Annotated in this window: 22 protein-coding genes; 10 read left to right on the forward strand and 12 right to left on the reverse strand. The window is 40.1% G+C overall.

Annotated features, from left to right (window positions below):
• Nucleotides 1-37 precede the first annotated feature (37 nt).
• Entirely contained in the window at nt 38-1,699 is a 1,662-nt protein-coding gene (locus EZ444_RS24160) for a glutamine--tRNA ligase/YqeY domain fusion protein (protein WP_131612207.1), read from the forward strand.
• Between the two features lie 40 nt (nt 1,700-1,739).
• On the opposite strand, the gene EZ444_RS24165 is transcribed toward EZ444_RS24160, so the two are convergent.
• Nucleotides 1,740-2,507: an N-acetylmuramoyl-L-alanine amidase gene (locus tag EZ444_RS24165; protein ID WP_225874831.1), complete on the reverse strand. Its 768-nt coding sequence runs from the start codon at nt 2,505-2,507 to the stop codon at nt 1,740-1,742.
• Between the two features lie 190 nt (nt 2,508-2,697).
• On the opposite strand from EZ444_RS24165, the gene EZ444_RS24170 reads away from it, so the two are divergent.
• Nucleotides 2,698-4,380 carry a dipeptidyl-peptidase 3 family protein gene (locus EZ444_RS24170; RefSeq protein ID WP_205945344.1) on the forward strand — a complete coding sequence of 561 codons (1,683 nt, stop codon included), beginning with the start codon at nt 2,698-2,700 and terminating at the stop codon, nt 4,378-4,380.
• On the opposite strand, the gene EZ444_RS24175 is transcribed toward EZ444_RS24170, so the two are convergent.
• From EZ444_RS24175 to gltX, 8 genes are all read right to left on the reverse strand, one after another.
• Nucleotides 4,373-4,735 (reverse strand): response regulator, encoded by a 363-nt coding sequence (locus tag EZ444_RS24175; protein ID WP_131612211.1) that lies wholly within the window; start codon nt 4,733-4,735, stop codon nt 4,373-4,375. The two genes, EZ444_RS24170 and EZ444_RS24175, sit on opposite strands and share 8 nt — an antisense overlap.
• A gap of 21 nt (nt 4,736-4,756) precedes the next feature.
• Nucleotides 4,757-5,320 (reverse strand): chemotaxis protein CheB, encoded by a 564-nt coding sequence (locus EZ444_RS24180; protein ID WP_225874832.1) that lies wholly within the window; start codon nt 5,318-5,320, stop codon nt 4,757-4,759.
• Complete coding sequence (locus EZ444_RS24185) at nt 5,320-6,141, reverse strand: CheR family methyltransferase (RefSeq protein WP_131612215.1); 822 nt, start codon at nt 6,139-6,141, stop codon at nt 5,320-5,322. The genes EZ444_RS24180 and EZ444_RS24185 overlap by 1 nt, the downstream gene beginning before the upstream one ends.
• Nucleotides 6,142-6,144: 3 nt before the next feature.
• Complete coding sequence (locus EZ444_RS24190; RefSeq protein WP_131612217.1) at nt 6,145-6,522, reverse strand: response regulator; 378 nt, start codon at nt 6,520-6,522, stop codon at nt 6,145-6,147.
• A gap of 25 nt (nt 6,523-6,547) precedes the next feature.
• Nucleotides 6,548-10,138 (reverse strand): response regulator, encoded by a 3,591-nt coding sequence (locus EZ444_RS24195; protein ID WP_131612219.1) that lies wholly within the window; start codon nt 10,136-10,138, stop codon nt 6,548-6,550.
• A gap of 12 nt (nt 10,139-10,150) precedes the next feature.
• Entirely contained in the window at nt 10,151-11,275 is a 1,125-nt protein-coding gene (locus tag EZ444_RS24200; RefSeq protein WP_131612221.1) for a hybrid sensor histidine kinase/response regulator, read from the reverse strand.
• A gap of 123 nt (nt 11,276-11,398) precedes the next feature.
• Nucleotides 11,399-12,238, reverse strand: a complete 840-nt coding sequence (ypfJ, locus tag EZ444_RS24205; RefSeq protein ID WP_131612223.1) for a KPN_02809 family neutral zinc metallopeptidase — start codon at nt 12,236-12,238, stop codon at nt 11,399-11,401.
• A 69-nt stretch (nt 12,239-12,307) separates the two neighbouring features.
• The gene (gene gltX / locus EZ444_RS24210; RefSeq protein ID WP_131612225.1) at nt 12,308-13,816 is read right to left on the reverse strand and encodes a glutamate--tRNA ligase; all 1,509 of its coding nucleotides are present in this window, start codon (nt 13,814-13,816) and stop codon (nt 12,308-12,310) included.
• A gap of 89 nt (nt 13,817-13,905) precedes the next feature.
• On the opposite strand from gltX, the gene EZ444_RS24215 reads away from it, so the two are divergent.
• From EZ444_RS24215 to EZ444_RS24225, 3 genes are read left to right on the forward strand one after another with little or no spacing between them, the layout of a single operon-like run.
• A complete protein-coding gene (locus EZ444_RS24215; protein WP_131612227.1) occupies nt 13,906-15,123 on the forward strand; it encodes a sensor histidine kinase in 1,218 nt (405 codons plus the stop codon).
• Complete coding sequence (locus EZ444_RS24220; RefSeq protein WP_131612229.1) at nt 15,101-15,604, forward strand: DinB family protein; 504 nt, start codon at nt 15,101-15,103, stop codon at nt 15,602-15,604. Before EZ444_RS24215 ends, EZ444_RS24220 begins: the two co-directional genes overlap by 23 nt.
• Entirely contained in the window at nt 15,601-16,023 is a 423-nt protein-coding gene (locus EZ444_RS24225) for a hotdog fold thioesterase (RefSeq protein ID WP_131612231.1), read from the forward strand. The genes EZ444_RS24220 and EZ444_RS24225 overlap by 4 nt, the downstream gene beginning before the upstream one ends.
• A gap of 1 nt (nt 16,024) precedes the next feature.
• Here EZ444_RS24225 and EZ444_RS24230 read toward each other — a convergent pair whose 3' ends face one another.
• The 3 genes from EZ444_RS24230 to EZ444_RS24240 all read right to left on the reverse strand — a co-directional run bounded on the left by EZ444_RS24230 (nt 16,025) and on the right by EZ444_RS24240 (nt 19,358).
• Nucleotides 16,025-16,579 (reverse strand): DUF2911 domain-containing protein, encoded by a 555-nt coding sequence (locus tag EZ444_RS24230; RefSeq protein ID WP_131612233.1) that lies wholly within the window; start codon nt 16,577-16,579, stop codon nt 16,025-16,027.
• A gap of 31 nt (nt 16,580-16,610) precedes the next feature.
• Nucleotides 16,611-16,790: a hypothetical protein gene (locus EZ444_RS24235; RefSeq protein WP_090783289.1), complete on the reverse strand. Its 180-nt coding sequence runs from the start codon at nt 16,788-16,790 to the stop codon at nt 16,611-16,613.
• 63 nt (nt 16,791-16,853) lie between these two features.
• Complete coding sequence (locus EZ444_RS24240) at nt 16,854-19,358, reverse strand: glycoside hydrolase family 9 protein (RefSeq protein WP_131612234.1); 2,505 nt, start codon at nt 19,356-19,358, stop codon at nt 16,854-16,856.
• Nucleotides 19,359-19,488: 130 nt separating this feature from the next.
• On the opposite strand from EZ444_RS24240, the gene EZ444_RS24245 reads away from it, so the two are divergent.
• The 5 genes from EZ444_RS24245 to EZ444_RS24265 all read left to right on the forward strand — a co-directional run bounded on the left by EZ444_RS24245 (nt 19,489) and on the right by EZ444_RS24265 (nt 24,772).
• Nucleotides 19,489-20,115: a TetR/AcrR family transcriptional regulator gene (locus tag EZ444_RS24245; RefSeq protein ID WP_131612236.1), complete on the forward strand. Its 627-nt coding sequence runs from the start codon at nt 19,489-19,491 to the stop codon at nt 20,113-20,115.
• Nucleotides 20,105-21,421 (forward strand): TolC family protein, encoded by a 1,317-nt coding sequence (locus EZ444_RS24250; RefSeq protein ID WP_131612238.1) that lies wholly within the window; start codon nt 20,105-20,107, stop codon nt 21,419-21,421. Before EZ444_RS24245 ends, EZ444_RS24250 begins: the two co-directional genes overlap by 11 nt.
• 21 nt (nt 21,422-21,442) lie before the next feature.
• The gene (locus EZ444_RS24255) at nt 21,443-22,486 is read left to right on the forward strand and encodes an HlyD family secretion protein (RefSeq protein ID WP_131612240.1); all 1,044 of its coding nucleotides are present in this window, start codon (nt 21,443-21,445) and stop codon (nt 22,484-22,486) included.
• 3 nt (nt 22,487-22,489) lie between these two features.
• Complete coding sequence (locus EZ444_RS24260) at nt 22,490-24,037, forward strand: DHA2 family efflux MFS transporter permease subunit (protein WP_131612242.1); 1,548 nt, start codon at nt 22,490-22,492, stop codon at nt 24,035-24,037.
• Nucleotides 24,038-24,172: 135 nt separating this feature from the next.
• Entirely contained in the window at nt 24,173-24,772 is a 600-nt protein-coding gene (locus EZ444_RS24265; RefSeq protein ID WP_131612244.1) for an RNA polymerase sigma-70 factor, read from the forward strand.
• Nucleotides 24,773-24,802 lie beyond the last annotated feature (30 nt).

Genomic DNA, 24,802 nt, shown 5'->3' on the forward strand with positions numbered 1-24,802 from the left:
GTTTTATGTTAACTTTGACCAAAAATTTACAGCTGATATGAGTGAGGAAAGATCATTGAACTTTATTGAAGAGATCATTGAGAACGATTTAAATAGCGGAAAATACAAGACGTTAATCACCCGTTTTCCACCTGAACCTAATGGATATTTACACATTGGCCATGCTAAAGCCATCTGTTTAAACTTTGGTTTAACAAAAAAATACGGGGGCTATACAAACCTTAGGTTTGATGATACCAACCCAGTAACCGAAAAAACAGAATACGTTGACAGTCAACAGGCCGACATTAAATGGCTTGGTTTTGAGTGGAAAAATGAACTATATACTTCTGATTATTTTGATACACTGTACGAATACGCCGTTAAGTTGATCGAAAAAGGTTTAGCTTATGTTGACCATAGTACGGCTGAAGAAATTGCAGAGTTAAAGGGTACACCTACTGAACCGGGCAAAGATAGTCCATACCGCAGCCGTAGCATTCAGGAGAATCTGGATCTATTTACCGGCATGAAAAACGGTGAATTTGAAGATGGAGCATGTACCTTAAGGGCCAAAATAGATATGGCTAGCCCAAACATGATTATGCGCGATCCGGTAATTTACCGTATTAAACACGCTGAACATCACCGTACAGGTAATAAATGGTGTATCTACCCAATGTATGATTTTGCACATGGTCAAAGTGATAGTATTGAAACCATTACGCACTCCATCTGTACATTGGAGTATGTTTCTCATAGAGAGCTGTATGATTGGTGCATTGAAAAGCTAGAAATCTACCCTTCTAAACAATATGAATTTGCGCGTTTAAACCTTTCTTATACTGTAATGAGCAAACGTAAGTTGCTTCAATTGGTTAATGAAGGCGTGGTAAGTGGATGGGATGACCCTAGGATGCCAACAATAAGCGGATTAAGAAGACGCGGTTATACGCCAGAAAGCATCCGTGAGTTTTGTGAAAGAATTGGGGTTGCAAAAAGAGAGAACATCATAGAACTTAGTCTTTTGGAATTCTGTGTACGCGAGCACCTGAATAAAACAGCTAATCGTGTGATGGCCGTATTAGATCCGATAAAACTGGTAATTACCAATTATCCGGAAGGAAAAGACGAGACATTAATTGGAGAAAACAACCCTGAAGCTGAAGATAAAGGCGGAAGCAGAGAAATTCCATTTAGCAATGAACTATGGATCGAACGTGAGGATTTCATGGAAGAGCCTGCAAAAAAATGGTTCAGACTTGCGCCTGGTGCAATGGTACGTCTTAAGCATGCTTACATTGTTAAATGCGAAGATTTTGTAAAAGACGAAGCCGGAAATGTGACTGAAATACGTTGTACTTACTTCCCTGAATCTAAAAGCGGTGAAGATACTAGTGGCATTAACGTTAAAGGAACAATCCACTGGGTAAGTACCAAACATGCGAAAAGTGCAGAAATCAGAATGTACGATCGTTTGTTTACTGTAGAATCTCCTGATGGGGAAGAAGGCGATTTTAAGGACTACCTGAACCCAAACAGTATCGATGTAATTAAACATGCTTATATCGAACCTTACTTGGCTACAGCCGATAAGGATGCCCGATATCAATTCATCAGAAAAGGTTATTACTGCCTGGATAAAGACTCAACATCAGAACACCTGGTGTTTAACCGCACAGTATCTTTAAAAGATGCCTGGGCAAAAGGGAATAAATAAAATAAAAACAACAAAGGCGCTTTAACAGCGCCTTTGTTGTTTACATGTATTTTTTATACAGATTAAACAGGATCAGTCTATCTGCCGGTGTGAGTACCTGGGTAATATCGGTTTGCACAAAATGGATTTTAAATGCTTCAATAGCCGCTGGCAAATTGCTGGTATTGTAACCAATCACTCTCAAAGCCAATTCCGCATTAAAATCTTCTGGAGGCAAGTTCAAAATATCATCATACCAAAGACCAAAGCCTTGCTTTGCCAAAACCTTCCATGGAAAATTCTTTGGATCGTTTTTTCTGCCCGGTGCAATATCGGAATGACCAATAAAATTAGCTGTAGGAATATTGTACCGTTTCTTTAAAGCATCCAGAAGTGCAACCAGACTTTTGATCTGTGCATCCGTAAAAGGCTGGTTAATGCCGTTATTATCTAATTCTATCCCTATAGAAGATGAATTTAGGTCACTTGTATTTCCCCATTTCCCTATACCAGCATGATTGGCACGCAAGTAATCATTTACCATTTGCACAACCACACCATCCTTACCTACAATGTAATGAGAACTCACCTCACTCTTCCCCTTTACCAGAAATGTATTGATCGTTTGCTGAGTAGAGTTTTGCGCGGTATGGTGAATGATGACAAAATTAGGCTTACGGATACCGAAATTAATTGAGCCTACCCAAGATTGTATTGTGGGATCAAGGCCATCGATTTTTTGTGCCGGAGGCGGTACCGTCTTAATGATTTCAGAAAAAGATTTGGCCTTATCTTTGTAGATTTTCTCCGTTGCCGCATACTTGTTCATAGAGCAAGCACCGAATAAAAATAAAGAACCAATTACGAGCCCAATTTTTGTAAATTTATAGAGGTATACCATATTGAGGGAATAGAGAATGTGAAATTACTATTTTTTACTATTTTAGCCGCAAATAATTCGATATATGAATCCCATGGTATCTTGGCGGTCTCATAACCTATTTAAAACTAACTGATATATGAAACACATAAGCAAAGCAACTGTTTTTATTGCTGGATGCTCAATTGTTATGGGGATGGCTTCATGCTCTGGACCTCAGGGAAATAACGATCAAAAAACAACAAAACATTCTTCTACAGAAGACAGCTTGCAAAAGTATGTAGACGAACGTCTGGCCATTTACGAAAAGGTTAAGTTGACCACTAATATCAACGAACTTTCTGTGAATGACCGGAAAATCTTGCCATTAATGATCCAGGCCGCCAAGATTATGGATGAACTGTTCTGGAAACAGGCATATCCGCAGCGCGATAGCTTGTTAAGCACCATCAAGGACGAAAAATCCAGAGAATTCCTCTTGATCAATTACGGCCCTTGGGATAGATTAAACGGAGATAAACCATTTATTTCGGGCATTGGACCAAAACCGGATGGCGCTACCTTTTACCCAGCGGGTATGACCAAAGAAGAGCTTAAAAATTCTGATGTAAAAGATAAATCTGGTCAATATTCGGTGATTAGAAAAGACGACAAGGGTAAGCTTACATCCATACCATATCATGTTTTATACGCTACAGAACTACAAAAAGCTTCAAGCTTATTAAAACAGGCAGCCTTACTTGCCGATGACACGGGATTAAAGAAATATCTGAATTTACGCGCTGACGCACTACTTTCTGATAATTACACGGCTAGTGATTATGCATGGTTGGATATGAAAACCAACACGCTCGACCTGATCATTGGTCCGATTGAGAACTACGAAGACAAATTATTCAATGCCCGTGCTTCTTATGAGGCATATGTTCTGGTAAAGGATAAAGTATGGAGCAAAAAACTGGCAAAATACGTAAACATGCTGCCTCAGCTACAACAAGGCCTACCTGTTGATGCGAAATACAAAGCAGAAAAACCTGGAACAGATTCAGAGCTGAATGCTTATGACGTGGTGTATTACGCGGGAGATTGCAATGCGGGCTCTAAAACGATAGCTGTTAACCTTCCAAATGATGAGGTGATTCAACAAAAAAAGGGAACCAGACGTTCACAATTAAAAAATGCGATGAAGGCCAAATTTGATAAGATTTTGTTGCCAATCGCCAAGGAACTGATAGATAAGGACCAGCTTCAATACATCAACTTTGATGCTTTCTTTGCTAATGTGATGTTTCACGAAGTAGCACACGGATTAGGTATAAAAAAGACCGTAACTGGAAAAGGCTTTGTTAAAGAAGCGCTACAAGAGCAATATTCATGGCTTGAAGAAGGCAAAGCCGATGTTTTGGGCCTATATATGGTAACTGGATTGCTTAAAAAAGGCGAACTCGAAGGCGATATTAAGCAGTTTTATACGACATATATGGCTGGCATTCTTCGCTCAGTAAGGTTTGGTGCTGCAAGTGCTCATGGAAAAGCTAATATGCAATGCTTTAACTTTTTTAAAGACAATGGTGCCTTTATCAGAAATGACAATGGAACTTACAAAGTAGACTTCGTTAAATTCGAAGATTCTATGAACAAACTAAGCAACTTAATCATTACACTTCAAGGTAATGGAGATAAAGCTGCTGTTGAAAAAACACAACGTGAAAAAGCCGTAATTACTCCAGAGTTACAGGCTGACCTTGATAAACTAACCAAAAGAGGAATCCCTGTAGATGTTGTATTCGAACAGGGCGTAGATGTTTTGGGTGTTAAATAACCAAATGTTTACTGATGATCTTTTCAAGCTCTTCGATGTCGAAGGGCTTGGATAGATACCCATCGGCACCTGCCTCGTCTGCCAGCGACTTTACATCGTTATTGGCGGAAAAGTAAATCACTGGAATATCCTTCAATACCGCATGCGACTTTAAGGCTCTTGTGGCCGCTATCCCCCCAACATCTGGCAACCAGTTGTCCATAAAGATAATATCCGGCGTATAACCCATTACCTGATCTATAATATTATTGGATGTAGAGGACGTTTTAATGTCATACCCCGCGTCTTCCAAAATAATAGTACATAATTCTAAAATATCTACATTATCATCAAATACGAATACTTTCTTGTTCATAGTCATTTTTTGATATAGGGCTTAAGATAGCAAATTTATAAATGCCGCCATATCTTCAATCGTAAGTACCTGATCTATTGCTACATTAAGTTGTGCCTGCGCAGGCATATAGGCTACCTGAGCCGAATCTGGGTCCTGAATTAATGTGGTACCTCCCCAGGATTTGACATATTTTAGTCCATTTACGCCATCAGAATTTGATCCTGAAAGTAGCAAACAAGCAAGTTTTGTTTTATACGCCTCTGCAGCTGTTTGAAATGTAGCATCTATTGCTGGTCTGGAATAGTTGATCTTTTCCGAGTAGTCCAGAGAAAATGTTTCATTCTGCTCTATAAGTAAATGGTAGTCCGAGGGCGCAATATAAACCGTGCCGGCCATTATTTCTTCTTTTTCATCTACTTCCTTAACCTTAAGTTCTGTGCGCGTAGAGAGGAGCGCTGGTAGCAAAGAGTCTACTCCATGTTTTCTATGAATCACAATGATAATTGGAAAGGGAATATCAGTCCTAACATTTGGAAGCACTTTAAGTAACACTTCCAGACTACCCGCCGAGCCTCCAATTATAAATGCTTTACATTTTGTCATCAACCGACTTTTCTCCATATTTTTTCTCCTGGCAAGCGCTTATACCTATTGGAAATTCTTGAAAATTCAACCGTTTCTTTTGATCCTAATGCCAGATACCCGAGTTCATCAAGACTACTATCAAACAAATCTAACACATTATGTTGCAAATCGCGATTGAAATAAATCAGCACATTTCTGCAAAGTATCAGCTGAAATTCATTGAACGAATGATCAGAGACCAGATTATGGGTCGAAAAAACGATCTTACGCTTCAATTCATCATCAAACTTTGCCAAAGAATAACTTGCTGTATAGTAACTTGAAAATTCTTTAGTGCCTCCGGATAAAATGTAGTTTTCCGAATACTGCTGCATCTGGCTCATTGCAAATATGCTTTGAGCAGCTTTTTCAAGCACAGTGGGGTTAAGATCTGTCGCGTAAATTAGTGACTTATGCAACAAATTCAACTCCTTCAAAATAATAGAAATAGAGTAGGCCTCTTCTCCTGTAGAACAACCGGCCAGCCATATCCTGATTAAGGGATAAGTACCAAGCTTGGGCAACACTTCTTCCCTCAATTTTCGAAAGAAAGATGGATCTCGAAACATCTCTGTCACATTAACCGTAATCTGTTCCACAAATCGTTTAAAATAGGCCTGATCATTTAAAATCCTATACCTAAACTCAGCAAAACTTAAAGCTCTATCTAAAGTATAAATTCTGGAGATGCGTCTTTTTATAGATGCTCTTGAATAACCTGTAAAATCATATCCATACTGCTCCAAGAGATCAGAGAGCAATATTTCTACATGTTCATCGGTTATTACTGATAAGTCCAAATTCTATTCCGTTAAAACATAAAGATTTAGCATCCTAATTAATTCATCTACATCTATTGGCTTGGAAATATAGCCTGCTGCGCCGGCATTTATACAACGCTCCTTATCCCCAAGCATCGCCTGCGCAGTAACCGCAATCACAGGCACATCCTTTAGTTCGGGGCTATTTCTCATCCTTGCCATGGCCTCGTACCCGTCTAACCCGGGCATCATCATGTCCATTAGCACCACCGCAATATCGCCATCATTCGTAAGAATTTCAAGCCCCTCTTCTGCCCCTGTGGCAGATATACACTGATAACCTCTTGCTTTTAACACTGCTGTTAAGGCAAAAATATTCCGGTTATCATCATCTACGATTAATACTTTGTTGTCTGCCATATATATAAAAACATAGAAATTATAACTACGCCTTGTTGTAAAGCCACACCCTTAATAGTGAAATCAATTGATCAATATCCACCGGCTTTGAAATATAGTCCGATGCCCCTGCAGCTATACATTTTTCCCTGTCACCCATCATAGCCTTTGCTGTAACAGCTAAGACAGGCAATTGTTTGTATGCTTGAATCTTTCTAATTTCCTTTGTTGTCTCATATCCGTCCATCTCAGGCATCATCATATCCATAAGCACCACATCCACCAATGGGTTCTCTTTAAGCATCTGTAGCGCCTCCTTTCCGTCGGTGGCAGCAAGAACTTTCATTTTATGCTGTTCCAAAGCCTTTGTTAAAGAGAATATATTTCGGACATCATCATCAGCAATCAGCACTGTTTTATTATTTAAGATTTCATATAAACCGCCCAGGTTTTCAGACGGCGTTTTTTTATGCTTACCATCTACTTCCTTTTCTTCAACCAAATGAAGAAAAAGCCCCGCCTCATCCAAAATTCTTTGGTAAGAATGTGCCGTCTTCACGACTATAGAATCTGCATATTGCTTAATACGGCTTTCCTCACCCTTAGATAAGTTTTTTCCAGTAAAAATGATGATAGGTAAATTCTCCAGCCCCCTGCTTTTCTTGATCGTGTCAAGCGTTTCGTAAGCATTCCTATCAGGAATTCCCATATCCAGGATCACACAATCCACTTCATTCTTATTCAGCGCACCGATACTTTGGTTCACATTGCTAACCACCTCTGTATGTATGCTATAGTTACTAAGAAAATAACTTAGCGCTTCGGCATGCTGCTTATTTTCTTCAACAATCAATACTTTTTTGGGATGTCGACTCAGCGCGTCTTCCAATTTCTGAAAAATTTGCTTCATCTGCTCCAAAGCAACGGGCTTATTGATAAAATCAACAGCGCCCATCAGTAAGCTTTCTTTCTTTACTTCAAGAGAAGACATGATATGAACAGGTATGGGTTTGGTAGCAGGGTTAGCTTTCAACTCTTCCATTACCTGCCAGCCATCCTTTATCGGCAGCTGTATGTCCAGCAATATGGCTAAGGGCTGATAGCGATTTGCCAATTCAATCCCCACATCGCCACGAACAGCGACAATCCCCTTATAATTTTTTTTTCGGGTAAACTTTAACAGCGTTTTAGCAAAATTAGTGTCGTCTTCAATAATCAATATGACACGATCCCCGGGTTCAATATCATTCCTGTCATCTTCTATCTCCTGAGGGATAAGATCAACCGTAAAGCGCTCGGCAACAACAGGCTCAATCCGTTCCATATAAATAGGCGGAACCACAGCCTCCGGAGCTAAATCTTCTTCAAGATTTTCCTTCCGATTCAATGGTAAAGAGAAAGTAAACTCACTACCCACATTTTCAGTACTGGTTACCTCTATTTTCCCACCCAACAGCTTAGCCAGCTCCCTGCTTATAGATAGACCCAGCCCTGTTCCACCGAACTTACGACGCGTAGAGCCATCTGCCTGATGAAAGGCTTCAAAAATCAATTCTTGTTTACCTGCCGGAATACCAATTCCAGTATCGGTAACTTTAAATAGTATATTTTCACCCTGCTCATCCTTATTAATCGTTAAAACAACCTTACCTTCAGCTGTAAACTTGATGGCATTAGAAAGTAAATTCTTCAGAATCTGCTCCAGTCGCATTTTGTCGGCATTGATGGTCGTTAAGGCCTCCTCCGCATCAATAATCAATTCCAGCTGCTTATTTTTTGCCACCGGGTTAAATAACGAGCGCATATCTGTTGCGACTTCCTTAATATTGACATCGGTAAATTCAAGCTTCATTTTACCGGCTTCAATTTTAGAAAGATCCAGGATTTCATCGATCAGACCTAGTAATCCCTGCCCGGAACTTTGTATCACTTCTGCATATTCAATATACTCTTCATCTAAATCCTTGTTATCCGACATCAGTTTCGATAGCAATAAAATCGAATTTAAAGGGGTCCGCAGCTCATGAGACATATTGGCTAGAAACTCTGATTTGTATTTGGTACTCTGCTCCAACAGCTCTGCCTTATGCTGAATATCAAGATTTCGTTCTTGAATAAGCTGATTCTTTTCCTCCAATAAATTGGTACGTTCTTCCAGTTCCTGATTACTTTGCAAAAGCTCCTCTTGTTGTACCCTTAATTCTTCTTCGGAAGTTTGAATCCGCTGAGTTTGCGCTTCCAATTCTGCATTTAAGCCTTCCAACTCCCTATGTTGTGCCTGTAACTCTTCAGCCTGCGCTTGTGTTTCCTCTAAAAATTCCTGTAGTTTTTTACGATTCTGTGAGACCGTGACCGCTACACCAATATTATCCGAAATATTATTGAAAAAATCCAGTTGTAAGGGTTTATAAACACGTATAGAGCCAAACTCCATTACCCCTATAACTTCTCCTTCTCTAAAAATTGGTACTGCAATAACATTACGTGGTCGGGTAGTTCCGATGGCAAAGCTAATGGTCAACTCATTATCCGGAATATCATTGATTAAAAGTTGCTTGCCAGATTGCGCTGCCTGTCCCACAAAGCCTTCTCCAAATCTCAGTTTTTTCCGCTTATGCTCTTCCATCAACGAATAGCTGCCTACCAAATGTAAGGTCCGATCTTCTTCAACAAGATAAAATGCAGCGACCTGGCTATGTGTTTGCTCAACAATTTCAGCTACAATATCATCCGCAAGCTGTTGAACGGTTTTCTCACCCACCATTTTATCATTTAGTGCTGCGATTCCTGATTGCAACCACTCTTTATCTTCCAATAATGAAAACGAATATTGCAATGATTCTGCCATTGCATTTAAAGAACCCACCAAACTACCCAAGCCGTCCTTTTCCTCTTCATCAAGTCGCATCCGATAATCTCCGCTCGAAATCCTGTTGGCAATTCCTTGGATAACGGAAATTCTATTGTCTATTTCTTCATTTTTATGCTGTAATTCTTCCTGCAGCCTTACCCTTGTATTAAAATCAAGTGTAACCTTTCTATAAAAGAATATGGTAATTAAAATAGCAAGGAAAGCGGCGAATATGATCAATATCGGGGTAAAACCAGCCATCCTATTCAGATTGGCAGTTCTCACATCCAGTATTCGTCTCTCCTCGCCCCCCATTACCTTAATCAGACTCCTTGCAGCATCCATGTAAGATTTCCCGTTGATCAGCTCTGCAACACTTACAAAGCCGCCACGACTTTTAATCTCAACCGTATTTTTTAATATCTCAAACCTACCCAGAATAAGGTCTTGCAATTTTTTTACATTCCTTTGCTGTACAGGATTATTTTTGGTTTCAGCTTTAATCTGGTCGATCAAGCCCAAAGCAACTTCTTTAGCGCCTTTATAAGGTTCAAGAAAATCCTCTCTTCCGGTTAGTAAATACCCCCTCTGACCTGTTTCGGCGTCCTTTAAAGTAGAGATCACATCCTCTAGCTTAAACATGACTGCATTGCTTTGAGAAACCATCTCGGCACTTTTAATCAGATTTCTTATACTTAGATAAGAGGCTAAGGATGTTATAAAAAGGATCAATAATGACAACCCTAAACCAATGCGCAGGTTATTTTTTATAGATTTCTTACTCATACGAATATTATTTTACTCCGTTTCAGGACTAGACACTAAGGGCAATGTGAAATAAAATTCAGACCCTTCTCCTAATTTACTTTTTACGCCAACTTCACCACCATGTCTGTTAATAATTTCTGCTGAAATATATAAGCCGATGCCTAATCCTTGAAAATGAATAGACGTTTCTTCGACTCTATAAAATTTCTCAAACACACTTTTTTGCAGCTCGGGGGCGATTCCTATTCCAAAATCCCGAACACCAACATACAATTGATCTGCCGTCGTTTTGACATTCACGTCTACTTCATTTGTTCCTGGCGAATACTTAATGGCATTGGTTAAAAAATTAACAATGACCTGCTCAATCCGCATCTCATCAGCATAAATATCCTTAGGTCCATCCCCCATTCTGCTGATTTTAAATTCAGGATTGGCCTGATGAATAACCTCGATCACTCCATCAAGTAAGGTATCAAATACAAAATGTTTTTTATTGAATTTTAATTTGCCACTCTCTATTTTAGAGATATCCAAAAGGTCGGCAATAAGCTCATTCAGCTTTTCCAACTGAACCTGTGCTTTGGCCAGATGCTTTTTTACGGTAGGAATATCCCCTTTATCTACGCTTCGGGCCAATAGTTGCACATACCCTTTTACACTTGTTAAAGGGGTTTTCAACTCATGGCTTGCAATACTAATGAACTCATCTTTTTTTCGCTCGGCTCTTTTTCTGAATTCAATCTCATCCAACAATGCCTTTTGTATTTCGATTAGCTTTCGGCTCTGTTCATAAATCCTATAAAATGTTTTCACCTTTAACAGGAGAATGTCCATATCTACCGGCTTCGTGATGTAATCCAAGCCACCTGAAGAATATCCCTTAGCGATAAATTTAAGCTCAGTATTTGCAGCAGACAAGAAGATAATAGCTGTTTCTTTGGCCTTGCTGTAGCCAGAAATCGCTTCAGCTACTTCAAATCCATCCATCCCCGGCATTTGAACGTCAAGGATAATCAGAACATACTCGTTTTTAAGTACTTTTTTTAAGGCCTCTTCACCTGATGACGCAGTATCGACTTCAAAATTATGTTTCTCCAGAACCTTTTTTAAAGAAATCAGGTTCTCAGAGGTATCATCTACAATTAATATCATTATTAAAAATAAATAAGGCTTATTAAACTTTTTGGCGACAGCGTAGGTGTTAGTATCGCATTAAAGTTATATAAACTTTATAAGTTTAAACTGATAAATAATCATTTTATTGAAAAAAAGAAATTATAACCCAGCAGAATTAAAAGTATCTCCCTGCTTAAAATCACCCGTATCAAAGCCTTTTTTAAACCAGTACATTCTTTGGGCAGATGTACCATGAGTAAATGCATCAGGAACAACTTGTCCCTGTGCCTGCTGCTGAAGCTTATCATCGCCAATTGCATTTGCAGCGGTCAACGCCTCTTCAATATCTCCTTCCTCTAATTTAAAATTGGCGAGATTTTGGGCATCGTGCGCCCACAGTCCGGCAAAGAAATCGGCCTGTAATTCTAACTTAACAGATAATTTATTGTATTCAACCTCGCTCAACTGAGCTCTGGCACGTTGTACCTTTTCGGAAATCCCTAGTAAATTCTGTACATGATGCCCTACCTCATGTGCAATAACATAAGCTTGCGCAAAATCGCCAGCAGCACCAAACCTATCCTTTAAGTCCTTATAAAAAGTAAGATCGATGTATACGCGATGATCTGCGGGGCAGTAAAATGGCCCTACAGCGGCGCTGGCATTACCACAGGCAGATTGGACACTGTTATCAAACAGCGTAAGCACAGGAGGCTCATACACCCTTCCCAATTGTTTAAACTGTGCAATCCAAACGGAATCTGTCGACTCCAGCACGCCGGCAACAAATTTACCTTCCGCATCTTGTGGCACACCTTGTTTACCAACAACATTACTAGCCTCACCAATAGGCAACTGGCTAACTAAACTTGTAAAATCCTGCCCGAAGATAAGACCAAGTACAACAACAACTATTGCTGCACCGCCGCCAAGCACCTTGCCACCAGCCATCCCTCTTCTGTCATCAACATTGCCACTTCCTTTACCGAACCATTGCATATAAACTCCTTTTAATTTGGTTAATAACAGGCTTGACAATTGTTATACCAAAAAAAAAGGAAGCTCAATTTAATTAAAGGCGGCAATTGCTTTTTGGATTCTTTTTAGGGTTTCATCTGCACCAAGAGCTACTGCAATATCAAATACTCCTGGACCAAATTTTCCGCCAACAAGCATAATTCTAAAAGGCAACATCAACTCACCTGGTTTAAAATTATGTGCCGCAGCCAATAATTTGAACTTTTCTTCCAGTTCTATCCCGGTCAATCCATCCTTCAACTCCAAAGCATAAGATTCAAAAAAAGCAGTCTTCTCTGCTGTCCACTTCGGTTTCACTGCATCCAAATCATATCCTTCTGGCGCAGTAAAAAAATATATACTTTGAGTAACAAAATCAGTTAATAATGTACACCGATCTTTAATTAGGTCAACAACCCTTTCAAGATAGTTGTCGTCATTTAAAACCGTACCTTGAGCCTTAAACTCTTCTTTTACAAAGGGAAGCAACACTTTTGAAGTTGTATGTTTAATCCATTCGTGGTTATACCACTTTGCCTTTTCGAAATCAAACTTAGCTCCTGCTTTGCTGATTCTCTCAATAGAAAACTTCTCGATTAACTCATTTAAAGCAAATATTTCCTGATCCGTTCCATCATTCCAACCCAGCATAGCCAGTAGGTTTACAAACGCCTCAGGCATAAAGCCAAGCTCCTTAAAGCCTTTTGTTAAATCACCGGTTTTAGGATCAGTCCAGTTTTGAGCATACACTGGGAAACCCAATCTATCGCCATCTCTTTTACTGAGCTTGCCATTTCCATCAGGCTTTAAAATCAACGGTAAATGAACCCACTGAGGCATTTCATCGTCCCATCCAAGATATCTCCATAGTAAAATATGAATCGGTGCCGAAGGAAGCCATTCCTCACCTCTAAAAACATGGCTAATCTCCATTGCCTTATCATCCGCCACAACAGCCAAATGGTAGGTTGGCATTCCGTCGGCCTTTAACAAAACTTTATCATCCACCAAATTGGTCTCAAAACTAACATGCCCTCTTATCAAATCGGTAAAAGAAACAACCTCATTTTCAGGCATTTTTATACGCACTACATGCGGTGTATTACTTGCTAAAAGTGCATCTACCTCGGCCTCGCTTAAAGTAAGGGAGTTTCTCATGTCCCCTCTTGTAGCCAATCCATAAGTAAAGTTTGGTATTTGTTTTCTTTTGGCATCCAGTTCTTCTGGTGTATCAAAAGCGTAATAAGCATATCCATCAGCAATCAGCTGATCTGCGTATTGTTTGTAAGTCGCTTTCCGCTCGCTTTGACGATAAGGACCAAAGTTACCTTCCTGCTCCGGACTCTCGTCAGGAACCATACCACACCATTTAAGGCAGGAAACAATATATTCCTCAGCGCCTTCTACAAAACGGGTCTGATCGGTATCCTCAATCCGCAAAATAAACGTTCCGTTATGCTTTTTTGCAAACAGATAATTAAATAAAGCGGTACGTACACCGCCCAAATGCAGGCCGCCGGTTGGGCTCGGGGCGAATCTTACTCTTACTTTCTTTTCCATATTACGAGCTACAAAGATATATTTTTTACCGCGTTACCATTCAATTGATACATTTTTGAATGCTATTTTGTAATTTGCCTTCATATTCTATGAACCCTTACGAGAAAAAACGCCGTTGGAAATTCTTTTTACTTGTCTTTGCCATTGTGATCGGCACGGCATCTGTTGTCTATAGCGATTTCTTTGTAAAAAAGATGGAACGGGAAGAACAGCTTCAGTTTCAGCTATATGTAAAAGTAACAGAACAATCCCTTGCCATGTATGACGACGACAGGTACACCAGTTTAATAGACCTGATCCGAACAAACACCAAGCTTCCCGTAATCATGATCGATTCCGAAGGAGCACTCATCGCCTATCAGGGATTAGACTCTACAAAAACGAATTACGAAATAGAAAAACAACCTAACAAAACCTACGACCCCGCCTATTTTTCGCGAGAACTCCGGAAAATGAAAAAACAACATCCACCAACACCAATCATTGGACTAGACGGCAGCCGGTGGTATATCTATTATAAAGATTCTGCCACTTTAACCCAGCTTCGCTATTTCCCGTATATACAGCTAGCCGTTATTGGATTGTTTTTACTCACGGCCTATGTTGCCTTTAGTTCGGCACGTAAAGCAGAACAGGACCAGGTATGGGTAGGTATGGCAAAAGAAACTGCCCATCAATTAGGCACACCAATCTCCTCGCTTATGGCTTGGGTAGAACTGATCAAATCAAGATTTGATGCAGAAGACGACCCTTTAATTGCTGAAATGGAGAACGACATTAAACGTCTCGAGGTAATTACCGATCGCTTTTCTAAAATTGGATCTAAACCAATTGTAGAAGACCATGTAGTATATGCTGTGATCTATAATTTCGTTGCCTATTTCAAGCTTAGGACATCGGATAAGGTTGTCTTCGAAATCATCGGAGATGAACAGGTAAGAGCCTTGTTAAACGTACCTCTGTTTGATTGGGTAATAGAGAACTTGCTGAAAAACGCAGCAAATGCGATTGAAAACGAAGGTAAAATCACCATAAACATTATCGAAAACTTAACCAAAGAAGAGGTGTTTATAGATGTAACCGACACTGGAAAAGGCATTGCCCGCTCTAAATTTGACGCGGTATTTCAGCCGGGTTATACCACCCGTAAACGCGGTTGGGGTTTAGGCTTATCGCTAACCAAAAGAATTGTTGAGAACTACCATAATGGCCAAATCTTTGTTAAAGATTCTGAACTTGGCAAAGGCACGACCTTTCGTATCATTTTAAAAAGTAGCATTACTTATGAACCGACCTCAAACGCATGAGTATCCCGTGTGGGCTGAACAATACATCAGCCTCGTTGAAGGAGATGTATTCGAATTATTAAAAAGGCAAGCCGCAGAGTTTCCAGACTTTGTGAATGATCTGGTTGAAAAAGCTGACTATGCTTATGCGCCCGGAAAATGGACAATTAAGGAAATTATTGGTCATATCATCGATACAGAACGTATTCTCGTATATCGCCTAACCTGCTTTGCTCGTGGAGAAAACCATGCACTTCCAGGATTTGAAGAAGATGATTACGTAGCACAGGCCCACTTTAAGGATAGGAGTCTATTGAGTCTTTCAGAAGAGTTTTCCTTACTTAGAAGGGCGAATATGTACTTATTCAATTCCTTGATAGAAAAAGAATTAAACAGAAGTGGTACCGCATCTGAGCGACAAATTACGGTAAGAGCTTTGCTCTATGTAATACCAGGCCACGTGATACACCATATACAGACCATTAAAAGCCGATATTTATGAGCTGGTTTACAAAATTCACCCCCGAACAGTTAAACGATAGGCCTACAAACCACATGGGTGCTTTCCTCGGTATTAAGTTTACAGAAGTCGCCGATGATGCCCTGACTGCAACAATGCCGGTAGACGAACGTACGCATCAACCCGCAGGAATCTTACATGGCGGAGCCTCTGTAGTGCTCGCCGAAACCCTTGGGAGTGTTGCCTCGTATATGTGTATCGATCCTCAAAAATACGAGGCTGTTGGTCTTGAAGTTAATGCCAACCACATCAGACCGGTTAAATCAGGCTTGGTAACGGGTATTTGTAAGCCCTTACATATTGGTACTAAAACTCATGTTTGGGAAATCAAGATCTATGATGACAGAGGAAAAATGAACTGTATCGGCAGGCTTACAGTAGCCATTATTAATAAAGTCTAATTTATTTTATGGTAATAGGAAGTTCTACTAAAGTTCGGTCCCAGGCCATAACCAGGTCAGCACCTTGCGGTTCTGTGGTAAACGTGATCGCAAAAGATTCCATTGGCTTATCCAATACTTTAACCGGAACGTCAACCCGAACTACGTCTTTAGTCTGATCATAAGTAAAAGCACCCCAACGATCTGTCTGCCTATTAATGATCATTGTCCACTTATCTTGATTAGGAATCGCAAATAAGCTATAAGAACCTGCCTTAATAGACTTACCCCCAATTTTTACGCGCTTGTAAAATTTGATTTCTGCAGATTCATTCGCCCCAACGCGCCATACTTTTCCAAATTGCTCAAGCACGCCAAATATTTCGCGCCCCTTTTTAGTTGGCCTGGAATAAACCATCTTAATCGATGGAGCTGAATTATCCTTAGCTTTCGCAGCATTTAAAGGAAAATACACAATATCAGCAGGGCTAGTATCAACAGAAGCAAATTTAAGCTCCTGTGCTTTAGCAACGAAAGTAAACATCGCAAGTATTGCGATAAGGCTTAATCTTTTCATCAGAAGTTGTCTTAAATTAATTTAAGCTAGCTTAATATTCGCGGCCTTTAACTATTCCATTTAAGAAAATAGCGCCAAAAATAAAACCTATAATTCCACCTAATACGGCTGCACCAAAGCTACCTGATATAATTACTGCAGTTAAAATACCAAAAAATAGGCCCATAACATAATAAACCCAGTCAAAACTATTGTTGTCTTCTTTAATCATTATACTAATTCTTAGGCGTCAAAGATATTGATTTATTTTATCTGTAAAACAAATATTACCCTTTTATTTCCCCAGCAAATCATTAACCGTTACCAAACTATAGCCCTTTTGCTTTAAATAAATAATCAAATCATCTAGTTTATTGTAAAACTTATCCGTTCTTCTTGGGTCGGTACCGGCATGAAGTAATAGCACAAAACCATTCATTCCCTGCTTCACTTCGAAATCAACGATTGACTTATAAATTTCCGGACTGCCCAGATAACGTTTACCCATTTCCGGGTAAGTATAATCCGCATTAGAACGCGTTCCTGGAGTGAAATTAATCAAGGTTAGGCCCGCTCCCTTTGTCCAGTCAGCAATCCTATCATTGTACCATTCATACGGCGGCAAAAAGAAAGGGGCTTCACGCTTACTAATACCAAATCTATCCATCGCCTCATAATTAGCGCTTAAATCTGCCTGAAACTCTGTTTTTGTAACCAATAAGCTGTCCCGATTCGTCCAATCGCAATACAACAGGTGCTTATTCGAATGACCGCCCAAATAATGATGACTCGCTTTTATTGATTTAATAAGTGGACCAAATCCTGGAGTATTGTAAAAATCGCCGGTAAAAAAGAAAGATCCTTTTGCCTTATGCTTATTTAGGGTTTTATTGATTTGCGTTACACCATCTGCATACTCATGTCCCGTAAAGACTAATGCTACCTTCTTTTCATTCGTGTTTCCCCTAATTATAGCGCCATGATCTTTTTTAAAAAGAGAATTTTCTGGTTTTACCCTGCTATCGTAAGCAGCCAGTAAATATACTAATGATGCCGTTCCGTCCATGGTAGGCTCATTGGTGCTGTAATCCCCAAAATCGTCATGATAAACCACCAGATCAGATTGAAATTCGGCATATTCATCTGGCTTGTGTAGCGTGATTCCTATCAAACTTTTATAAATGCGACCATAAACTGGTCCATCCACTAAGCCGCCATCTATCGGATATTGAAACAAATGCGTAAATGCAGAATGTGGATCTTTTGGCGTATCCCCTTCAGCAGGCAAGCCATACACCATTGCAGATCCCCACGGATTACAGCCAAACAGCCAGTCAAAATTTGCCTGTGCCAACTCCTCATAGGTCTCGTCTCCACTTTCCTTATGGTACAGAAAGCTTTGAATGGCAAATGAAGCTGTTAAGTTATTTGAGCACCAGATAAATGGAACACCCCTATAAAATGCATTGTGCTTTGCCTTTTGCCAAACTTTGTCTAGCCCCTCTTTATAATAAGACACCGCCATTTCAGAAGCCAACTTATCCGCGGTTTTAGCAATTTCATAATGCCCAAAATTGTGAAAGGGATACCATTGATAATGTCTTGCCGTATCAGCCCCCATCCATGGCGTTATCGGCTCTTTACTCGCATAGCTCAGCGCTTGCTTCAAGAACCGCTTCCCACCAATACTTTGATAAAGTTCGGCAGCAGCAAGTTCCATATCATCCGTCCAATTGTCTTCCTCATAAAAATAGGGCGCCCTATTAGGTGCTGTTTGTTGTACGCCAGGCTGCTTTAAACCAAATGTATAAGCAGATCTGGATTTATTTCGGAGCAATTGAGCATAAGCTGCATCAATGTCATTAAACATTCTGCTGCCTAAAGCAAAAGCACTGCTAAACTTTCCCGCAATAGAAGCTGTTCCCGTCGCCCGGCTTTGATACTTACCTAGACCTTGAGGTTTACCATTGGCAAAATAAACAGGTCGCTCTTTCCCTTTACCATAGTCCACACCATCCTTTGTTGGCAAGCGCAGCCCTTGATGATCCCTATCATCTGCAATTTGATTAAACAACCAGTCTTTCTGAGGATGCATCTTTAGCAACCACTGTAAGCCCCAATTCGCTTCGTCTAAAACATCTGCCCGTCCGTTTTTCCCTTCAAGCCCATTTGCCTGATATTGATCCATAAATACCTCAGGAAAATCCCGATATGCGGCTAGCAGGTGATAGGTCGCATTTGCCGATGTAGTGGCATACTGAAGATAATCAGAGGCATCATGCCATCCACCACTAACATCTATATGTGTACTATCCGGCATTGGGCCATACATAGTGTATCCATCCTGTGTATGACAACTATCCTTCAAATAGGGGTTAAAGCCACTACGTTGCTGTCGCATATAACGCAACGCAAAATCAGCAGTATTACGATATACGTCTTCGTTAATGATCACTTCTGGCGATATCGTATTCCCTACTTTAATAAAGTAGCGTCCCGAATCTTCAAAATCACTAAAATTCAATCTGCAAGAGATCTTAAAAGGACCATAAGCACCGAAGGACTTCAGGTTTCCTGAGCTGTATACCACTTTTCCAGTTCCTTTTTCTATAATATCAAACTTCTCAGGCTGCTCCTTTTGATCCTTACTTACCCAAACCGCTACTTTAACAGCATGAGGCTGATACCCGAGTAAATTTATTCTGATCCATGACGAGTCCGAATTCAAATGCTGAGTGTAACCATTCAATGAAATTAATGTTAGGCCTAAAAACCAGACACATACATACATCCATTTCATATCAAACGTTTATTTGGTAAGCTATAAAAATAACAAACCCTTGTCAGTATTTCGTCAATTATTACAAATAAGTAATCACACACGAGAAATTAATCAATCGATTGATTAATTTTGTTGTCTCAAATATAAAATGGAAAAAATAGATAAAAGGGCCAATATCCTTGAAGCGGCAGAAAAATTATTTATCGAATTGGGTTATGAAGCAACTTCCACCCGACAAATTGCAAAAGATGCCGCGGTCAATATGGCCATGATCAATTATTATTTCGGATCTAAAGATGGTGTTTTCATGGAAATCATGAGCCAAAGGATTGCCGATTTTAACGCACAGCTTTCTTGCCTCGATCAAGGCAACATGTCTGGGATGGAAAAATTACTGAAAGTAATCGAAGGCTATACCACAAGAATACTATCCAATCCAGGGTTTCATAAAATGATGCACAGGGAGCTCTCCATGCCCCAGCGCCCGGAAATGTTTTTTAAGATCAAAAACTCAATGGCTCAAAATCTGATGATCATAGAGAAAATCATCACTGATGGCATTACCGAAGGAAGTTTTAGACAAGTAGACGTTAGAATGCTGATTGCCACCATCATGGGTACGATCAGTAATGTCGCTATCTCTCCCTCAAAGATCACCTCTGGTACAACACTTGACATCAATAACGAAGAAGACCGGGAGCTGATTACCATCCGTTTAATCGATCATTTAAAAGACCTCATCATCACGTATTTAACACCAAAAAATGATACATAAATCAATCAAATTAAGCTGCTTAACATTCCTTGTTCCAGGACTCCTCTACGCCCAGGATGTTAAAAAGTTAAGCTTACAGGAAGCTATAGCACTTGGGATAGAGAATAGCAAGAATCTAAAGCTTTCCCAAAACAAAATAGATCGGGCCGTAGCAAAGCTAAACATGGTTAAGGATAATGTCTTACCAACAGCAAAGGCTTCATTTCTATACAACCATGCAGAAATCCCAACCAATACGTTAAGCATCGGTGACGCGGATCCAATTAAATTGCCTAAACGCGCTGATGCCTTTGTCGGAACAGCAGCCGTAGAAGAACTGATTTATGGTGGCGGGAAACTGAGATATGCGGAAGAATCGACCCGCCTACTCACTGATGTAGCAAACCTGGACGCTGACAAAGACAAGGAAGAGATTAGCTATGCCATTATCAATACCTGCTATTCTTTGTTTAAAGTATTGCAAAGCAAAAAAGTCATTGCCCAAAATCTGGAGTCTATCGCCAGTCAACTTAAGCAATCTCAACGCTTTTTCGAACAGGGTATCGTCACCAAAAATGATGTTTTAAGGTTTCAACTTCAGCAAGCAAACATCTCCCTTACGGACATGGAAGCCGAAAACAACAGAAAGATCATCAATTATAACTTTGACATCTTACTGGGTTTAAATGAAAACACCCAAATTGAAATTGCAGATCCGACCAAAGATTTGAAAACCATAGGCCCCCTAAGCAATTATCTGGACATGGGCGTTGCGAGCAGACAGGAATTGAAACAACTGGATTTACAAAATAAGGTTGCTGATGTAAATATTAAATCGGTTAAAGCGAATACTTTACCTACTGTTGGTGTAGGTGCAAATCTCTACTACATTAATCCTAATGGCAGCTTTATTCCCTCAGCCAACCAATACATTATGCCGGTAACCATTGGCGCTAACGTTTCCTGGAACATTGGCAACTTATGGACAAATAAGCATAAAGTAACGGATGCCAGAATACAACAAAAAGAACTTGTGATCCAAAAAGATATCTTTTCTGACCAGGTTAAAACAGAGATCAACAGAAACTATCAAAACTACCAGTTGGCCTTAAACAAGATCAGTGTCCTGGAAACATCCATAGCACAGGCAACAGAAAACGACAAGTTGCTTGCTTCAAAGTATAAAAACAACGTAGCATCAGCCATAGACAGAATTGATGCCGAAACCCTGCTATATCAGGCTAAAATCAACTTAGAACTGGCCCGAGCGGATGCTGGACTAGCCTATTACACTTTATTAAAATCTACCGGAAAAATTTCTCAATAAAATACCATAACAAATTAGGCAATGACAACTGAAAAGAAAAAAAAGAATAAAGTTATCCCGATCATATTAGGGGTTCTCATCCTCTTGGGTGCAATATTTGGCATCAAACAATATATCTACTATAGCAAGCACGTAGATACTGATGATGCCCAAATCGATGGAGACATCAGTCCGGTAGTTTCCCGCGTAGGCGGCTATGTACAGGACATTAAATTCGAAGAAAACACCAGAGTTAAAGAAGGTGATGTATTGGTTAAGCTCGATGATAGCGACTACAAAATAAAGCTGGAACAGGCCATGGCTGGACAAAAAGGCGCAAGTGCTGGAGTTGGAGTTTCTGAATCACAAATTGCCGCTACCTCGGCGAATACCAGTACAGCGAAAGCCAATATCGAGGCTGCAAGAGTAAAGTTAAACCTTGCACAAAAAGATTATGACCGTTACCAGAACCTGGTAAAAGACGGATCTGTTACCCAACAGCAATTTGATCAGGCCAAAGCGCAAAAAGAATCGGCTCAAGCAGCCTTTACTGCATCAAACGACCAATACAATGCCGCGGTGAAACAAGTTGGTACTACGCAATCGCAATTGGCTGTAAGCAGCACTGGCGTAACACAACGTCAGGCCGATGTAGATTTTGCCAAATTACAATTGTCCTATACAGAAATCAAAGCTCCGGCTTCAGGTATTGTATCTAAAAAGAATGTTCAAAAAGGACAACTTGTACAAGCGGGTCAATCCCTGTTCGCTATTGTAAACGAGAACAGCTTATACGTTACGGCAAACTTCAAAGAAACTCAACTGGAGGACATAAAAACCGGATCAAAGGTTAAAGTAGAAGTGGACGCTTACCCTGATCAGGACGTAGAAGGTGAAGTTTACAATTTTGCACCGATTACAGGAGCAAAAGGCTCGTTGCTTCCCCCTGATAATGCCACAGGTAACTTTGTTAAAGTTGTACAACGCGTACCCGTTAAAATAAAAATAACCAAAGCCCCAAAAGATATCCTTGAAAAGCTACGTCCTGGAATGAGCGTTAAGGTTTCTGTTTCTATAAAAGACTAAACAATGGCCGAGAAAGGTTTAAAAAAGTGGATTATCACATTTACAGTGATCACAGCTTCACTATTGGAGCTGATTGACACCACTATTGTAAACGTAGCAATCCCTCAAATACAAGGTAACCTTGGGGCAACTCTAGAAGATGTAGCCTGGTTATCTACCGGTTATGCAGTTGCAAACGTAATTGTATTACCGATGTCGGGATGGCTGGGCAGCCGTTTTGGACGTAAAAACTATTTCCTCTTTTCCATTATCCTCTTTACCATCGCTTCCTTTCTTTGCGGAAATGCAACTAACCTCGAAGAACTCATTGCCTTCAGGATTTTGCAAGGACTAGCAGGAGGAGGCTTAATTTCAACGGCACAAGCGATCCTAATAGAAACCTGGCCAAGAGAGGATGTGGGTATTGCTACGGCTTTATTCGGCCTTGGAGCGGTTGTAGGTCCTACTGTTGGCCCTACAATAGGAGGTTACTTACTCGAGATCAGTTCATGGCCTTTGATATTCTATGTCAATATTCCCGTCGGAATCCTTGCGGCCTATTGCACCTATACCTTTGTCAGGGAAACCCCAAAAGATGGAAAAGGAATGCCTGTAGATTGGTGGGGTATTTTACTATTGGCGGTTGCCGTTGGTAGTTTACAAACTGTATTGGAAAAAGGAGAAAGTGAAGATTGGTTTGCCACACCATACATTGTAGCCCTTGCAGTAGCTTCTGTACTAGGTCTAATCCTATTTATATGGAGAGAGCTGAGTACCGACCACCCTATTGTAAACTTTAAAATCATGAGGCATCGTAGCTTCTCTGTCGGAATGTTTACCTCATTTATTTTAGGGTTTGGCTTATATGGCTCTGTGTTCGTATTTCCTATATTCTGTCAGAATCTCCTTGGGTTTTCACCGCTTCAAACCGGAGAACTTTTATTCCCAGGAGGACTTTGTACCATCGTAATGATGCCATTTATAGGGATTATGCTTAAGAAAAACATCCCTGCACAATTCATGGCCACCATCGGAATGTTCCTGTTCTTTGTATTCTGCTCTATGCTGAGCCGATCGACACTGCAATCTGGACCTAACGACTTTTTCTTTCCACTAATGATACGTGGTGTCGGTATGGCCTTGTTATTTGTGCCATTAACCACGCTGGCTATTCAGGACTTAAAAGGTGCCGAAATTGGTCAGGGTGCAGGATTAAACAACATGATGAGACAATTAGGTGGTTCATTCGGTATCGCGGCCTTAACTACGCTTATACACGTACGTCAAGGCTTCCACCGCAGCAACTTACTCGTGAATGTTAACGAGTACAACCCTGCCTTTACCGATCGTTTTAACGCCTTTTTAAACAATTTTATGGCCAAGGGCTATTCGTACCTTGATGCCAAGGCACTTGCCATTAAGGCAATCGATGGTACAGTAACCAAACAATCGCTATTGTTAACCTATAGTGATGCCTATTGGGTAGCCGGACTGATCTTGCTCTGCTCGATCCCATTGCTGTACCTACAAAAATTCAAAAAGAATGTCGAAGTGCCAGCAGATCTGCACTAAACAAAAACAATAAACAAAATCGCCTGCGTTATAATGACGCAGGCGATTTTGTTTTCTTAACAATCACATAATCCATTCTTAATCTTCAGCTTATTTCTTCCTGCTAGGTTTGCCAGCGTTAAGTTCAGGAAGATCATGAAGGAATTATATGCTTTATCAGACCGTCAGCTATTGGAATATTGTCGCAATGGTAATGATAAAGCTTTTGACGTCATCTTTCAGCGGTATTTTAAACCCTTGTATTCCTTATCCCTTAAATACGTCCGTAATACTGAAGTAGCAGAAGAGCTGGCCATGGATTTAATGATGTGGGTGTGGGAGAAAAGAACCACCGATTTTTGTCCAGAAGGAACGCTTAAAGCCTATTTGTTCCGAGCCATACGCAATAGTGTGATCAGTTTTTTCCGCAAAAAGACCTTAGCTACAGAACCTATTGAGCTGTATCATGAGGAAACTATGCAAGATTCAAGGTATGCCGACCATGATCAAATCTCTGCCGAAATAGAGACCTGCCTTCAGAGAAAGCTAAACGAACTTAGTCCGCAACGCAGAAAAGTATATGAAATGAGCAGAGAGGAAGAAATGACCTATCCTCAAATTGCCCATAAACTAAATTTATCTGCTAATACCGTCAAAAGTCACATCAGTTTTTCTCTAAATCATTTGAGAAAAAGCCTACACGAACATCTTGATGTAACTACTCTCCTAATCCTTCTTTCCTGGTTGATAAAATAATTCAATTATTTTTTAAAATACATTCACCCT

This window comes from Pedobacter hiemivivus (assembly GCF_004331685.1).
In the GTDB taxonomy this organism is placed as follows: domain Bacteria; phylum Bacteroidota; class Bacteroidia; order Sphingobacteriales; family Sphingobacteriaceae; genus Pedobacter; species Pedobacter hiemivivus.

Coding starts and splice junctions, on each gene's coding strand:
- EZ444_RS24160 (WP_131612207.1), top strand. CDS start 38: ATGAGTGAGGAAAGATCATTGAACTTTATTGAAGAGATCATTGAGAAC.
- EZ444_RS24165 (WP_225874831.1), bottom strand. CDS start 2,507: ATGAACAAGTATGCGGCAACGGAGAAAATCTACAAAGATAAGGCCAAA.
- EZ444_RS24170 (WP_205945344.1), top strand. CDS start 2,698: ATGAAACACATAAGCAAAGCAACTGTTTTTATTGCTGGATGCTCAATT.
- EZ444_RS24175 (WP_131612211.1), bottom strand. CDS start 4,735: ATGAACAAGAAAGTATTCGTATTTGATGATAATGTAGATATTTTAGAA.
- EZ444_RS24180 (WP_225874832.1), bottom strand. CDS start 5,320: ATGACAAAATGTAAAGCATTTATAATTGGAGGCTCGGCGGGTAGTCTG.
- EZ444_RS24190 (WP_131612217.1), bottom strand. CDS start 6,522: ATGGCAGACAACAAAGTATTAATCGTAGATGATGATAACCGGAATATT.
- EZ444_RS24195 (WP_131612219.1), bottom strand. CDS start 10,138: ATGAGTAAGAAATCTATAAAAAATAACCTGCGCATTGGTTTAGGGTTG.
- EZ444_RS24200 (WP_131612221.1), bottom strand. CDS start 11,275: ATGATATTAATTGTAGATGATACCTCTGAGAACCTGATTTCTTTAAAA.
- ypfJ (WP_131612223.1), bottom strand. CDS start 12,238: ATGCAATGGTTCGGTAAAGGAAGTGGCAATGTTGATGACAGAAGAGGG.
- gltX (WP_131612225.1), bottom strand. CDS start 13,816: ATGGAAAAGAAAGTAAGAGTAAGATTCGCCCCGAGCCCAACCGGCGGC.
- EZ444_RS24215 (WP_131612227.1), top strand. CDS start 13,906: ATGAACCCTTACGAGAAAAAACGCCGTTGGAAATTCTTTTTACTTGTC.
- EZ444_RS24220 (WP_131612229.1), top strand. CDS start 15,101: ATGAACCGACCTCAAACGCATGAGTATCCCGTGTGGGCTGAACAATAC.
- EZ444_RS24225 (WP_131612231.1), top strand. CDS start 15,601: ATGAGCTGGTTTACAAAATTCACCCCCGAACAGTTAAACGATAGGCCT.
- EZ444_RS24230 (WP_131612233.1), bottom strand. CDS start 16,579: ATGAAAAGATTAAGCCTTATCGCAATACTTGCGATGTTTACTTTCGTT.
- EZ444_RS24235 (WP_090783289.1), bottom strand. CDS start 16,790: ATGATTAAAGAAGACAACAATAGTTTTGACTGGGTTTATTATGTTATG.
- EZ444_RS24240 (WP_131612234.1), bottom strand. CDS start 19,358: ATGAAATGGATGTATGTATGTGTCTGGTTTTTAGGCCTAACATTAATT.
- EZ444_RS24245 (WP_131612236.1), top strand. CDS start 19,489: ATGGAAAAAATAGATAAAAGGGCCAATATCCTTGAAGCGGCAGAAAAA.
- EZ444_RS24250 (WP_131612238.1), top strand. CDS start 20,105: ATGATACATAAATCAATCAAATTAAGCTGCTTAACATTCCTTGTTCCA.
- EZ444_RS24255 (WP_131612240.1), top strand. CDS start 21,443: ATGACAACTGAAAAGAAAAAAAAGAATAAAGTTATCCCGATCATATTA.
- EZ444_RS24260 (WP_131612242.1), top strand. CDS start 22,490: ATGGCCGAGAAAGGTTTAAAAAAGTGGATTATCACATTTACAGTGATC.
- EZ444_RS24265 (WP_131612244.1), top strand. CDS start 24,173: ATGAAGGAATTATATGCTTTATCAGACCGTCAGCTATTGGAATATTGT.